At 39.4% G+C, this 14535-nt stretch carries 14 protein-coding genes; 9 read left to right on the top strand and 5 right to left on the bottom strand.

All coding sequences use genetic code 11. The features are described 5' to 3' along the window. The first annotated feature begins 96 nt into the window (after window positions 1–96). From PESP_RS04985 to PESP_RS04975, 3 genes are all read left to right on the top strand, one after another. Window positions 97–960 (top strand): carboxylate/amino acid/amine transporter, encoded by an 864-nt coding sequence (locus tag PESP_RS04985; RefSeq protein ID WP_174694374.1) that lies wholly within the window; start codon window positions 97–99, stop codon window positions 958–960. A gap of 55 nt (window positions 961–1015) precedes the next feature. Beyond that, window positions 1016–2347, top strand: a complete 1332-nt coding sequence (locus tag PESP_RS04980; RefSeq protein ID WP_089347045.1) for a glycerophosphodiester phosphodiesterase family protein — start codon at window positions 1016–1018, stop codon at window positions 2345–2347. Window positions 2348–2423: 76 nt separating this feature from the next. Then, window positions 2424–3158: a dienelactone hydrolase family protein gene (locus tag PESP_RS04975; RefSeq protein WP_089347044.1), complete on the top strand. Its 735-nt coding sequence runs from the start codon at window positions 2424–2426 to the stop codon at window positions 3156–3158. Between the two features lie 11 nt (window positions 3159–3169). Here PESP_RS04975 and PESP_RS04970 read toward each other — a convergent pair whose 3' ends face one another. Continuing rightward, a complete protein-coding gene (locus PESP_RS04970; protein WP_089347043.1) occupies window positions 3170–4093 on the bottom strand; it encodes a LysR family transcriptional regulator in 924 nt (307 codons plus the stop codon). A gap of 170 nt (window positions 4094–4263) precedes the next feature. On the opposite strand from PESP_RS04970, the gene PESP_RS04965 reads away from it, so the two are divergent. The 5 genes from PESP_RS04965 to PESP_RS04945 all read left to right on the top strand — a co-directional run bounded on the left by PESP_RS04965 (window position 4264) and on the right by PESP_RS04945 (window position 10179). Further along, window positions 4264–4947 carry a type 1 glutamine amidotransferase domain-containing protein gene (locus PESP_RS04965; protein ID WP_089347042.1) on the top strand — a complete coding sequence of 228 codons (684 nt, stop codon included), beginning with the start codon at window positions 4264–4266 and terminating at the stop codon, window positions 4945–4947. A 121-nt stretch (window positions 4948–5068) separates the two neighbouring features. Beyond that, window positions 5069–5650 (top strand): rhomboid family intramembrane serine protease, encoded by a 582-nt coding sequence (locus PESP_RS04960; protein WP_089347041.1) that lies wholly within the window; start codon window positions 5069–5071, stop codon window positions 5648–5650. A 75-nt stretch (window positions 5651–5725) separates the two neighbouring features. After that, on the top strand, window positions 5726–6565 hold the full coding sequence (gene yghU, locus PESP_RS04955; protein ID WP_089347040.1) for a glutathione-dependent disulfide-bond oxidoreductase: 840 nt from the start codon (window positions 5726–5728) through the stop codon (window positions 6563–6565). Between the two features lie 146 nt (window positions 6566–6711). Beyond that, window positions 6712–8652 carry a putative bifunctional diguanylate cyclase/phosphodiesterase gene (locus tag PESP_RS04950; protein ID WP_089347039.1) on the top strand — a complete coding sequence of 647 codons (1941 nt, stop codon included), beginning with the start codon at window positions 6712–6714 and terminating at the stop codon, window positions 8650–8652. A gap of 147 nt (window positions 8653–8799) precedes the next feature. Further along, the gene (locus tag PESP_RS04945) at window positions 8800–10179 is read left to right on the top strand and encodes a VCBS repeat-containing protein (protein WP_089347038.1); all 1380 of its coding nucleotides are present in this window, start codon (window positions 8800–8802) and stop codon (window positions 10177–10179) included. A 268-nt stretch (window positions 10180–10447) separates the two neighbouring features. Here PESP_RS04945 and PESP_RS04940 read toward each other — a convergent pair whose 3' ends face one another. After that, window positions 10448–10900, bottom strand: a complete 453-nt coding sequence (locus tag PESP_RS04940; RefSeq protein WP_089347037.1) for a hypothetical protein — start codon at window positions 10898–10900, stop codon at window positions 10448–10450. 11 nt (window positions 10901–10911) lie between these two features. Next, a complete protein-coding gene (locus PESP_RS04935; RefSeq protein ID WP_089347036.1) occupies window positions 10912–11187 on the bottom strand; it encodes an EF-hand domain-containing protein in 276 nt (91 codons plus the stop codon). Window positions 11188–11439: 252 nt separating this feature from the next. On the opposite strand from PESP_RS04935, the gene PESP_RS04930 reads away from it, so the two are divergent. Beyond that, window positions 11440–12294: a PA4780 family RIO1-like protein kinase gene (locus PESP_RS04930; protein WP_089347035.1), complete on the top strand. Its 855-nt coding sequence runs from the start codon at window positions 11440–11442 to the stop codon at window positions 12292–12294. An 18-nt stretch (window positions 12295–12312) separates the two neighbouring features. Here PESP_RS04930 and PESP_RS04925 read toward each other — a convergent pair whose 3' ends face one another. Together PESP_RS04925 and PESP_RS04920 are read right to left on the bottom strand one after the other, a co-directional pair. Next, window positions 12313–12987, bottom strand: a complete 675-nt coding sequence (locus tag PESP_RS04925) for a response regulator (RefSeq protein WP_089347034.1) — start codon at window positions 12985–12987, stop codon at window positions 12313–12315. A 9-nt stretch (window positions 12988–12996) separates the two neighbouring features. After that, window positions 12997–14451: an ATP-binding protein gene (locus PESP_RS04920; RefSeq protein WP_089347033.1), complete on the bottom strand. Its 1455-nt coding sequence runs from the start codon at window positions 14449–14451 to the stop codon at window positions 12997–12999. Between the last annotated feature and the right edge of the window lie 84 nt (window positions 14452–14535).

Below are 14535 nucleotides of genomic sequence, written 5' to 3'. Positions count from 1 at the left end.
TCACTTTTTATAAAAGCCCGCTTGCGGGCTTTTATTGTTTATACCCTCACCCATAACAGATAAACTTAGCGCAATATTTTTTAAAAGATGATGGTTATGCAGTACTTATTTGCAGTCACTTTGCTTTGGGCGTTTTCGTTTAGTTTAATTGGTGTGTATTTAGCAGGCCAAGTTGACGCATGGTTTAGCGTTTTAATACGTATAGCGTTGGCAACACTTATTTTTTTACCTTTTTTAAAACTCAAAAACACCCCAAAACCCGTTGCGCTTAAACTTATGCTAATAGGCGCGGTGCAGCTAGGCGTAATGTACAGCTTTTACTATCATTCGTTTTTATATTTAACCGTGCCAGAAGTACTGCTATTTACAGTAATGACGCCGCTTTACATTACACTTTTAAACGATGGCTTAAACAAACACTTTAACCCCCGCTTTTTTATAGTCGCCTTAATAGCCGTGCTAGGCGCTGTGGCTATTCGCTGGGAAAACCTAAATAGTAACTTCATTATGGGGTTGTTACTCGTTCAAGGCGCTAACCTTAGCTTTGCAACCGGGCAAGTTACTTACAAGCGCTTAATGGCAAATAATAAACTTGATGATAAAACCGTATTTGGCTGGTTTTTTATAGGCGCGCTTATTGTGGCTACAATGTGTTATGCGTTATTTGGTAATTCAAATAAATTACCAAGCACTTCTACTCAATGGGGCATACTTATTTACTTAGGCGTTATTGCATCGGGCCTTGGTTACTTTTTATGGAATAAAGGGGCAACCAAAGTAAACGTTGGTGCATTAGCGGTAATGAATAACTTGCTGATCCCAGCCGGAATTATAGTTAACGTACTCATTTGGAATAAAGATGCCGACATTATAAGGTTATCTATTGGTGGGGCTATTATGTTGGCAGCACTGATAATTAATCAAATCGGTACAAATAAACAGAACGTCACATCAGTGTAGCTAATTTGTCATTAAATCTGGTTAGGGTTGAGGAAAATAAAGTTAAGGATAAAACATGAAACATCTCACCCTAATAATGAGCTCTTTAGCACTTGCGCTTCTAAGCGGTTGCGATGACGATGTAAAAGTAGTCGAAAACGACGTTGTTGTTACCAACACCACCGTCGAAGTGGTTGAAGTGCCTACCCCTGTTATTGTTGAAGTGGCAAAAGGCGATACGCCAGACATTCAATTAGGGACTCGCGCCGATTACCTTATTAATGATATGGCACAGAGCGATTTAAAAACTAAATTAGAATCGTGTAAAGACGGCCCCTTTTATAAAACCGACTTTTCTATTGGGCATCGCGGTGCCCCTATGCAATACCCAGAGCATACTAAAGAGTCTTATACTGCTGCCGCGCGAATGGGCGCGGGTGTTATTGAATGTGATGTAACATTTACCAACGACAAAGAGCTGGTGTGTCGCCATTCACAATGCGATTTACACACCACCACTAATATTTTAGCTATTGATGAACTTGCAGCTAAATGCAGTATACCTTTTACCCCAGCCGACTCATCAAGTGGCACGCCGGCTTCAGCTAAATGCTGTACCAGTGATATAAGTTTAGCTGAGTTTTTAACGCTTGAAGGCAAGATGGATGGGGCTAATCCACAAGCCACTACAGTCGCTGAATACATGCAAGGCACGCCCAACTGGCGCACAGATTTATACGCCACAAGCGGCACTTTAATGACTCATAAGCAAAGTCTTGAATTGTTTAAAGCGCTTGATGTAAAAATGACCCCGGAGCTTAAATCGCCTCAGGTAAGTATGCCTTTTGATGGCATGACGCAGCAGCAATATGCGCAAAAAATGCTTGATGAGTACACCCAATTAGATGTACCAAGTAATCGTGTTTATCCGCAATCATTTAATCTAGATGATGTTAAATACTGGATAAACAACAACCCCGACTTTGCTAATCAAAGTGTTTATTTAGATGGGCGCGACAGCGAAGCGGGATTTGATCCAAGTAACCCAGATACGTGGCAGCCAAGTATGGAAGAACTGGTTACCGATGGCGTTAAAATTTTAGCGCCCCCTATTTGGATGATGTTAAGTATCGATAACAATAGTGATATTTTGCCTTCTCAATATGCAATTGATGCAAAAGCCGCAGGCCTTGAACTTATAGCATGGAGCCTTGAGCGCTCAGGACCGCTTAACGAAGGCGGTGGTTATTACTATCAATCAATAGCGGATGTAATAGATAACGATGGCGATATGATGACAGTTGTTGATGTACTAGCACAAGATGTGGGCGTTATGGCTATATTTTCTGACTGGCCAGCAACGGTAAGTTATTACGCTAGTTGTAATAAAATGCCAGCAAGCATTTAAAAAACCAGTATCAGTAGTCGTTTATTTTTTTGCGCTCAGTTACCATAACCTTATTAATTATTTAACTGAGCGCTTTATGATAATCCAACACCATAATACCGACCTAAATACATCCACTGGTTTAATGCGAACCACTGTTTACCGCCCACAAGCACAGGGCCAATACCCCGCTATTATTTTTTACTCAGAAATTTTTCAGCAAACAGCACCCATTGCTCGCAGCGCCGCTATTTTAGCAAGCCATGGTTTTGTTGTATTAGTACCTGAGGTATTTCATGAGCTAAACCCTATCGGCACTGTACTTGCCTACGACGATGCAGGTAAAGATAAAGGCAACGCCGATAAGTGGGAAAAGCCACTTGAACACCACGACAGCGACACTCAAGCGCTTATCGACTTTGTAAAACAGCAAAATTACTGTACAGGTACGCTAGGGGCTATGGGTGTATGTATTGGTGGGCATTTAGCCTACAGAGCCGCGTTAAACCCACACATAAAAGCCGCATTTTGCTTATACGCAACCGATATTCATAGTGATACCTTGCCTGCTCAAGCGGGTAATAACTCGTTTGAACGCATGGCCGATATTCAAGGCGAAATACACTTTATTTGGGGTAAACAAGACCCACATGTACCAAAGGAAGGCCGTAGTAAAATTTATCAGCAATGTGTAGCTACGGATATTAACTACCAATGGCAAGAAGTAAACGCGCAGCATGCCTTTATGCGTGATGAGGGCGAGCGCTACGACGGTGCACTTGCAATCACTATGTACCAGCAAGCTGTTGCGTTATTTAGCCGCACGCTTTAACACAAAGCCTTTTAAATGTTTTTCAGCATACCCAGCGCGGTGTGCTGTTTTACAAAATACGCTTTTAAGTAATCAATAAACAGCCTAAGCTTTTTAGAGCCAGCTGCCCCTGGCGGAAACACACCATAAAGCTCTATATCTTTACTCTTATAGTCATCAAGTATTATTTCTAGCAGCCCAGCTTGTACTTTAGGCCAAGCGTCATAAAGCGGAATACGGCCAAGCCCGTGCCCTGCTTCAACAAATGCCGTACGCGCTGCGGCATTGTTAGTGCTTAAGCCGCCTTGCATTGTAATGTCGTGTTTTTTTCCCTCCTTTTGAAGGGTTAATGTTTTACTGCCCAGTTGATAAACGACCCATTTATGCTCAGCTAACGCCTGTGGAGTTTTAGGCTTACCAAAATATTCAAAATAATCTGCTGAGCCACATATGCAGGTACTCATAGTGGTTAATTTAGTTGCTTGTAAGTTAGAGTCACTTAACGCAACACCACGTATGGCAAAGTCAAAGCCATTTTTAATAATATCGACCACGTCATCGCTAAGCTGTAAGTCTATATCAATTTTAGGGTATTGGCGTTTAAACGTATTAATCGCGGGCACTATTAATTGCATACCAACATTAACTGGGCAGCTAATTTTTAATAAGCCCTGCGGTTCACTTTTAATATTTTCTATTTGCTGATTTGCCGCATTGGCTTGCTCTGTAATCACTCTACAGCGCTCGTAATAAGCGATACCGGCTTCGGTTAGCGTCATTGTGCGGGTTGAACGGTTAAGTAAAGTTACTTCTAACTGTGTTTCGAGTTTTTTTAAATGATAACTTGCCACAGCGCGCGTTAAACCTAACTGTTTAGCTGCGGCTGTTAAACTGCCTTGCTCTACAATTTGTGCAAACACCACCATACTTTTAAGTTGCTCAAACGATACTTTCATAACAAAACCCACTTATTGCTCATTCAACGCCTACATTGTATCAATTATTAAACCAATAAAGTTAAATTTATCATCGTTGTTTAAAGCCTTTTAAGTGCATATAGTATTTACAACGCTTTGGTGAAAACCAAACATTAATTAATTTACTCAATAATCGAAGGAATATTGTTATGGCTAAAAAAATACTTATGGTACTTACGTCACATTCAGAGCTTGGTAACACAGGTGAAAAAACAGGTTTTTGGGTAGAAGAATTTGCAGCCCCTTACTACGCATTTGTAGATGCAGGCGCAGACGTAACACTTGCTTCACCTGCGGGCGGTCAACCACCTATAGACCCTACAAGCACACTTGCTGATTTTGAAACAGAGGCAACTAAGCGCTACGATGCAGACAGCGCAGCACAAACTTTAATGGCAAATACTAAAGTGCTTAGTGAAGTAAATGCGAGCGACTTTGACGCGGTATTTTACCCAGGTGGCCACGGCCCGCTATGGGATTTAGTAGATAACACAGATTCAATTTCTCTTATCGAAGACTTTGTAAAATCGCAAAAGCCTGTTGCTGCGGTATGTCACGCTAGTGCAGCCTTTTTAAATGTTAAAGATTCAGACGGCAATGCCTTAGTTGCAGGTAAAAAAGTAACAGGCTTTACTAATTCAGAAGAAGCCGCAGTGCAACTTACTGACGTAGTACCATTTTTAGTTGAGGATGAGCTAATCAAAAAAGGTGGCGATTATCAAAAAACTGATGATTGGGGTGTGTTAGCACTTGAAGATGGCTTAGTAATTACAGGTCAAAACCCAGCAAGCTCAGAACAAGCAGCTAAAAAGTTACTTACAAAACTAGGTTAAAGCATAACAAAGAGCGGTATTAAGTACCGCTCTTGTACTTTGCAGCACTGGTATTAAATTGCTTTGAATCCCCCCTTTCAACTCCTATACTGGGACAAAATAATTCCTTTAGGATATTTAAATGCCCGTTAACCCTTCATCGTCTTCACCTATTACTAGCACACGCTTTGCCATATTCAGCGTTGTATTTATTTGCTTAATATTACAAGTCATTAATAGCCTACCGGGCATTACGTTAAACGGTTTAGGTATATACCCACGCAGCGTTCAAGGTTTAATGGGTATTTTATGCGCGCCGTTTTTACATGGTAGCTGGTGGCATTTTGCAAGCAACATGTTGCCGTTTGCGGTGTTAAGCTGGCTAATTTGCCAATACAGCGTAAAACGTTTTTACACTGTATTTATTTTTACCGCACTGGTTGGTGGTCTTTTAGTTTGGGCCTTTGGCAGAAGTTCTCTGCATGTGGGTTTAAGTGGAGTAATTTACGGCCTGTGGGGCTTTATACTGTGCTATGGCGTAGTTAGGCGCTCGTTTAAATCTATTATTATTGCAGTTGTTGTGGCGGTGCTTTATAGCGGGTTTATTTGGGGTGTATTACCACAGCGCTTTCATGTCTCGTTTGAAAGCCATTTGTTTGGGGCTTTAAGCGGATTCTTTTTAGGTTACAAGCTTGCAAAATCAGATAGGCTAAAAGGTAAGTAATAGCTCTTTAATTACGCTTTTTTGCCCTTACTTATTATTTATCAGTAAAATTTTATTTCATCAATTGAGGTTTTTATGAGCAACGATAACGAATACACGCCAGCAAAAGTGTGGACGTGGGAAAGTGAAAGTGGCGGAAAGTTTGCCAATATTAACCGCCCTATTGCAGGCGCAACTCATGATAAAACCTTAACCATTGGCGAGCATCCGTTTCAGCTTTATTCTTTAGCTACGCCTAATGGTCAAAAGGCCACAATTATGTTTGAAGAGCTTCTTGAGCTTGGCCTAACCGATGCAGAATACGACGCCTATTTAATAAATATTGGCGAAGGCGATCAGTTTGGTTCTGACTTTGTTGATATTAATCCTAATTCAAAAATTCCAGCATTAATGGATCATTCAACAACGCCCCCTACCCGTATTTTTGAATCAGGTTCAATACTGCAATACCTTGCAGAAAAGTTTGATGTGCTTATACCAAACGATTTACAAGCTAAAACGCAGTGTCGTAACTGGTTATTTTGGCAAATGGGATCTGCCCCCTATTTAGGCGGCGGATTTGGCCACTTTTATAGCTATGCACCGAGTAAAATGCAATACCCAATAGACCGTTTTACGATGGAAGTTAAGCGTCAACTTGATGTATTAAACCGCCACTTAAGTGAAAACGAATACATGGCGGGCGATGAATACTCAATTGCCGATATTGCAATTTGGCCATGGTATGGCTCACTGGTGCTGGGCGAGTTGTACGATGCAGCCGAATTTTTAGATGTGGCTTCGTATACTCACGTTATGCGCTGGGCCAATCAAGTATCGCAGCGCCCTGCTGTTAAACGCGGACGCCGTGTAAACCGTACTTGGGGGCCTGGAGAAGAGCAACTTGCTGAGCGCCACAGCGCCAACGACTTCTAACATACCATGCCCATAACAACACACTGTGTTATGGGCATTTTTTATTTAATATTCTGCATTTTCTCTTTCCTTAAACTATATTTATTTTGTATTTATATAAAATGTAATTTGCTTAACGCGTATTACTTTTAATAAGGCTTTAGTGAGTGCAATATAAAAATTTAAATAATGATGAACGTAGAGAAGCCGTAAAACTTTTATACTCCAATGCCTTATCTGGTATTGGTGTGTCGGCTATTGTTAGCTTTGTACTTGTATTTGCATTTGATTTAACGGATGAGAAAACAAACCAAGAAAAAATAATATGGCTGTTCTTTATGCTAATTTTGCTAGCAGGACGACTAACCGATGTTATTTTATTTAACTACACAAAAGGTGATGATCAACCTTTTAATGCAAATAGCTTTTTAAAACGCTTTTCGATTGGTTGTATAGCCACGGCTGTATCTTGGTGCTGCTATGCATTATGGTTTCATAAAAGCTCATCAACCGTAGAAATAACCACAACCATTGCTATTTTATCTGCGTTTGCTGGTGGGTCAGCCAATTTGTTATCTGGCAGTCGGTTTACCTCTGTTTGTTACAGCTTTATTTTATTAACCCCTTATTCTTTAATCCTCACTTTATCTGATGATAACTACAATTATGTGCTTGGTTTTTTGGGGCTAACCTTTGCTGCAATTATGATTGCCTCATCGTATAAATCGGCTACATTTACGCAAAGTGCCATAAAATTACGAAACCAAAACCGTGAGCTACTTAACGAAATGGAAAGTAAAGTAGAAGCACGTACCGAAGAAATTTACCGCTTATCTAATACCGATCCGCTTACTAGCCTGTTAAACAGAACCGCATTTTTAAAGGTTGCAAACAGGCAATTAGCTAATCACCCTAACGAAAAGCTAGCGCTACTTTTTGTTGATCTTGATGGCTTTAAACAAATAAATGACTCAATGGGCCATAAAGTCGGCGACCAGGTATTAAAAGAGATAGCCGAGCGGCTCACAAAAGTGTGCACTCGTCATTTGTTTAAGTGCCGTTGGGGTGGTGACGAGTTTTTAATTTTAACTACCTATGAAGATCAGCAGGATTTATTTAGTTTTGCTAAAAAAGTTATTTCAAACATCAGTGCTGAACATGAAAGGTATAAATATCAAAGTTGGGTGTCGGCAACCATAGGTATTGCATTATTTCCTGAGCACGAAATCAATTTAAGCTCATTGATTCGTTCAGCAGACTTAGCTATGTATCATCAAAAACGCATAGCAAAGGGCTCTGTAAACATTTATAACAACGAGCTAAAACGCCAACAAGAGCGCGAGCAGTTACTTAGTAAGCGCTTAGCGACTGCAATTAAAGACAACGGCCTTAGATTAGTGTTTCAACCTATAGTTGATAGTCAAACCGCTAAAGTAACTTCTTTTGAGTCTCTTTTACGCTGGCAACTCAATGGCGAAAGTATATTTCCGGATGAATTTATTGCTATAGCCGAGCAATATAATTTAATAACCGAGCTGGGATTGTGGGTCATTGAACAAGCATGCTCTCAGGCAAGTAAGTTTAACAACTTACAACCTGCAATCGCTATAAGTGTAAATGTGTCGGTAATACAGCTACAAGATCCTGACTTTGTATCTAAGGTAGTAAAAATAGTTAACGAGTATGGAGTGCAACCTAAAAATTTACACTTAGAGATCACCGAATCTGTTTTTGCTGAAGATAAACTTACATTTTTAGCCGCTGTTAAGGCACTACAAAAACAAGGGTTTTGTATTTCTATTGATGATTTTGGAACAGGTTACTCGTCTCTTTCGAGTATGTTAGACATAGGCGTAGATATTGTAAAAATAGATAAAAGCTTTATTCAAAATATGGATAAGCGAGGCTTAAGTATTATTCATGCCATAGTACAAATGGCATCGTCGCTTGATTTTATGGTTGTCGCCGAAGGCGTAGAAACGCTTGAGCAAGCTAACATGCTAAAAGAAATTGGGGTTTCTCATTTGCAAGGTTACTATTTTTCAAAACCCATGGAGCAAACATTTATAGACTCATACCTAAATGAGCAAAATAAACTGTGCAGCTAATATGAGCCTATTATATAGCTGCTTTAGTAATACATAATCTTACAATTATTTACACCAGGGTAAACTTTATTAGCGTAATCTTATTACATCCAAGCACTGTATTTAATTAAAAATAAAGTGCTGCTAACGCTATTAAAAGGACCTAACATGCTTAAGCCACTTTGTTATTCACTCGCTTTAATACTTGCACCAATGACCGCAGTTGCACAAACAATGGTTATTAAAACAACCGATGAATTAATCACTACCGACTCCCCCACTTTATTTGCTTATAATAAAGAGACAAAGCAACTAGAGATAATTAATTTACTTACCTCAAAGAGCAGTGAGCTAACTTTACCTAAAAATGCCTTTGGTTTTGATGTAGCCACTATTGCAAATACAGCAGATAAACAGGCGCTAGTGTTAACTGATAACGGTGTTTATAAAAGTACATCAAAAGAAGCTGAGCTTTTATTTAATTACAGCTCAGTGATCAGCCAATTAAAAGTCGATAAATTTGAAAAAATAAGTTTTGTTTTTGATGCCAATAACGACGGCCTAAGCGATATTTTAATTCCTGATTTAGCTAGCAGTACCTTGTATATGCAAAATAATGAGGGGAAATTTATTCCTCATACCTTTGAGCAAGCAGCTCAATACGAAGGCCGTTTTTCTAAAAAAGGCTTAACCCTTGAAGTAAATATAAATAATAAGCCAGTCATTATTGATGTTAATAAAGATGGCCTAAACGACTTAGTGTTTGCAAGCAACTTTGGCGCTGATGTTTTACTTGCCAATGATAAAGGTTATGCCGATACCTTAACCTCAATTAAGCTTAACATTGAGCTAGGCGAGCTAAGCAATGGTGAAACCCGTAAAATAAAACAGCTAATTGATGTAAATAACGATGGCTTTTTAGACTTTACCACCAGGCAATTTAAGCCTGCACAAGGTATGGATTCACTCGATATAAAAATTGCGCATACTTTGTATTTAGGAAATGAAAGCGGCTTTAGCACAACCCCTATCAACTTATTTGAAACAGAGGGCCCGAGCGAGTTATTGCTAAAAACAGACTTTAATAACGATGGCTTAATTGATTTACAAAAAATGGATTTAGATATTGGTTTAGGCACTATTGCATCAATGGCTATGGGCGGTGGTAGCACAGATGTTGATGTAGAAATGAATTTATATAAACAGCAAAGTGATGGTTCGTTTGCCAATAAATCGAGTATTGAGCTTGATTTAGAAATGGAAATTGGCATGAATGGTAATGATTCTGCGCCTGCGCTTTATTTAGGAGACATTAACGGCGATAGCCAAATAGATGCGGTGTACAAGTACAGCAAAAAAACACTGTATATTTATTATGGAGAACAAGACTCTTTACTTAATAAAAAGCGTAAGAAATTAAAATTAACCTTACCTAAAAACAATAAAGATATTTTGCTGGTTGATATAAACCAAGACGGTAAAAAAGACTTTGTATTTAAATTTACAGAAAAAGACGGCACCAGCAAAATTAAAACCCAGCTAAATTAAATTTTTAAAAGCGACTAAAAAAGCTCGGCAATGTTAAATACATTATACCAATTCGCTTAATTAAGTTATTTATTTTGAGGCAGGAAAACCTTGTTGATAGTAAGGCAAAAATTTTGCTATTTAGTTGTTCTAAATGAGAAATTTTTAACGCAACTAGCATCAGGTTTAACCCCTCAAAATGATAAAGTATTTTTGCGGGTTGGTATTAGCCGAGCTTTGGACTTAAGACCTAAGGATAAACAGTCAGCTTTACCTCAAGTTATAACACCTAAGCTGTTACATTTAGCAGTGAATCGCCTTCACTTAAACCAAATTTTTCTTGTACTGAAGACAATATAGAGTCTTTATCTTCGTCAGATAGCTGGCTTGAATACTCAGTTAATAACTCATCTAAATAACTTACTACTTCGTCAGTATCAACAGACTCTAATGAGTTTTGTGGCGGTGGCGGCGGGCGTTGCCCTTCTGGTCGTCCTGCATCACCAATACTTTTAGCATCAAACTCAAGCTCGCTCATTAAATCGGCAAGTTCTTTTGTCGGCGAAATACCTTGTTCTTCAAACGCGGCTTGAATACTTTGCGCGTCTTCGGTACTTAAGTTTTCTGCATCAAACTCAGCAAGTGTTTCTTTTACAAAGTCAGTTTGCTCAGTAGTTAAAGCACTTACTTGATTACTTTGTTGAGTCATAAAGCTCGATGAGCTGCCAATACTGTTGATCATATTTATCTCCTTTAACGTGCGCGACGTGGTGGCTTGTGTTCACTTAATTCTTGTTCGCTAATTTCACCATTTCCATCAGTGTCTATTTCATCAAAAATAGTTTGTGCATCGCCATGTGGTGGCGCACTTTCGCTAAATTCTGCCAGGCTTATCACACCATCACCGTCTGCATCAATGCTCGAAAAATCTGGTTTGGCCGGTGGGTTATCACCGCCTCTAGCAGCTACATTGGCTGAAAAAGCCACTGATAATAATGCAGCTACTGCAAAGGTAGATAAATGCTTCATCGTGGTCACCTTGGGTTAAATATCAATAAAGGGTATGGTTATAAATTACCTTTAAAAAACGCAAACAATGTGCAAACAATAAGGAAATAAAAATAAATGTAGTTTTTAGTATGTTATTTTTACCTTAGCTATAATTTCGGTTATTGTGCACAGTATTGAAACAGCTAGCGTATACTGTTATTTCCTGTTACAAATACTAAAGGACTCATTAAATTACATGTTTAACCTTCCAATTTTTCTAGTAGTACAACTGTGAAAATACCTAAACGCCTACAACCTCTTGTTGATGATGGTTTAATCGACGAAGTGATCAGCCGCTTGATGAGCGGTAAAGAAGCCGATGTATTTGTAGTACGAAGCGGTGGCGAAATACGCTGTGCAAAAGTTTATAAAGACGCTGTAAAGCGAAGCTTTAAAAAAGCAGCCCAATATCAAGAGGGGCGCAAAGTACGGGGTGGGCGACAAGCTCGTGCAATGGGTAAACGCTCAAGCTATGGCCGTCAATTAGAAGAAGAAATTTGGCAAAATGCTGAAGTAGACGCCCTTTCACGTCTATCGCGCGCAGGCGTAAGAGTCCCCGACACCTACTACTGTATTGATGGCGTACTGCTAATGGAGCTTGTATGCGATGAAGATGGCGATGTAGCCCCACAGTTAGGCCATGTAACGCTTACCCAAGAGCAAGCTATAGAGCAGTATAAAATGATGATTCACTACATTAAGCTTATGCTCTGCACGGGTATTATTCATGGTGATTTGTCTGAATTTAATGTACTTGTAGATAATAACGGCCCAGTCATTATTGACCTGCCTCAAGCAGTTAACGCTGCAGCTAACAACAGTGCCCAAGCTATGTTTACCCGCGATGTAAATAATATGCGCCGCTATTATGGTGAATTTGCGCCAAGCCTATTAAAAACGCAATACGCAAAAGAAATGTGGGCGTTATTTGAAGAGGCTAGTCTAACGCCAAATACAACCTTAAGCGGTGAGTTTGAGGACAGCACCGAAGCTGCTGACGTAGATGCCGTGCTAGATGAAATTCAAGCGGCCGAATATGAAGAGTTCGACCGTTTAGAGCGTATTAAAAATGCTGACGAAGAATAGAAATACCTCAAAACTCACCTATTGAGGATGTACAAAGCGATACCCCACCCCATAAACCGACTGAATAACACTGTCGGTTTGGGTTACTTCATCGAGCTTTTTGCGTAACTTTTTAATGTGGCTGTCGATAGTACGATGACTCACAATACGTTGGTCTGCATACATAGTATCCATTAAGCTATCACGTGAATAAATCCTGTTAGGGTTTGAATACAAAGGCTTAAACAGTTGAAACTCAAAGTTGGTCAACTCAATGCTACTGGTTTTATATTTTACACTGTAAGTACTTTCATCAAGCGTCATCACATTATTTACCGGCTCTTTAGTATTATTAATTCGCCTTAAAATAGCTTTTACTCGCGCCACTAGCTCTGCATAGCTAAAGGGTTTGCAAATGTAGTCATCGGCACCAAGCTCAAGCCCAAGTAGTCGGTCTATTTCTTCTACCTTCGCTGATACCATAATAATGGGCACATTAGAGAACTTTCTTATTGCTTTACACAGCTCTATACCACTTTGGCCTGGCAACATAATATCCAATAAAATAACACTTGGTCGATTACTCTCAAGCCAGCCAATCACTTCATCTCCATGATGAATGAGGTGCGTTGTATAATGGTGGCTTGTTAAAAAGTCGCTCATTAAGTTTGCTAATTTTATTTCATCTTCAACAATGAGTATTTGCTCACTCATAGGTATCCTCTACTGTGTAAATAAGGGGAGTTTTATAACGATTGCAAGGCCGCCAATACTTGCCTTTTCAGCGGTTATCTCGCCACTATGGCCTTTAACTATATGCTGACAAATAGATAAACCTAACCCCGATCCACCCTCTTGGCGATTACGAGAGCTATCTACCCGATACAAATATTCAAATAAGTGAGATAAATGCGTTTGTTCAACCCCAATGCCGTTATCTTCAATTATTAGTTCTAAATATGCGTGGCCTTTAATATTTATATTTGTGGCTGTAAGTGAAATAGTTGAACATTGCGCATAATGCACTGCATTCATAAGTATGTTATCGAGCAATTGTAATACACGTGTTTTATCTGCGTTTATAGTCGAGTTATTTGCGCTATTTAACAGGTAAAACTTAATATTGTGTTGCTCAAAAATAACATGATATTTTTGTTCAATAGAATTAAGTAAAAAGCCTATATCGGTTGGTTGCATGGTGTAATGCATCCCTCCTAGCTCCGCACTATTGAGCATATGCAAATCATCAATCAAACGCTTTAAATGCAGCGCTTCGTCGTTAGCCGAACTGATATTGCTATGAGTTGGTTCACGTATACCTAAAAGCATGGCTTCAAGCTCGCCAAGTAAAATACTCATTGGCGTTCTAAGTTCGTGCGAAATATTAGCTAGCCAACGTTTACGCACTTGCTCGTCTTTGGCAAGCGTAAAGGCAAGCGTATTAAAGTCTTCACTAAGCTGGCCTAATTCGTCTTTTCGCTCAAGCGAAAGCTTTGTACTGTATTGACCCTTAGTAAGCTTGTGCATGCCGTTTGCAATTTGTTTAACTGGGCCAACTAAATGCCTTGAGAGTAAAAAAGATAACAGCAAAGTAAGTAGCCCAGCAGTAAGTGCTATAAGCCAGAGGTAATTAGTTTGCTGCTTTAAAAAATCAAGCTCATAGCCATCGGCTAAGCTCTGCCTTTTTGATACGCCAAGGTAGGCGATTGTCTTACCGTTTAATTCTATTGGGGTTTTAATGTATTTTAAGTCATCAAACAGCTTACCAAAAATACGTTGCTGGTTTTCATCAAGTAAAACATAGTGCGCAGCATGCTCAGGCGGTGGGCGACGCTCTCTTTGCCCAAAGCCCCGCGGGGGGCCAAATCTATCGTCATTTCGCATAAACGGCCTTTGCGGCACGCCGCGAGTAGCGGGTAAAAATTGGCTGTCACGCAATTGAGCATTTACCAACATTAAAAACTGCTCATCACCACCCACTATTTTTTCCCACGAAGGTGTACGCGCATATTCTTTTGATAATTTAACTGCCAGTGGCTCTAACGCTTTTACCTCTTTAGCATTTACAAAATCAATAATGCCTTGGCCAATACTGTACTGAATAAGCACAACTAACCCCGCAATAATGCTAAAGGTAAAGCTAAATAATATTAAAAAAAGTTTATTATGAATTTTCATTTATATACGTATAGACCTTACGATAAAAGTATAAGCGCTTTTATTTTGCTGCATATTTATTATTACTAAAGATAGTTATATAAA

Origin of the sequence: Pseudoalteromonas espejiana DSM 9414 (genome assembly GCF_002221525.1) — a bacterium.
Classification (GTDB): Bacteria; Pseudomonadota; Gammaproteobacteria; order Enterobacterales; family Alteromonadaceae; genus Pseudoalteromonas; species Pseudoalteromonas espejiana.
This window is presented reverse-complemented; position numbering and strand designations above follow the sequence as displayed.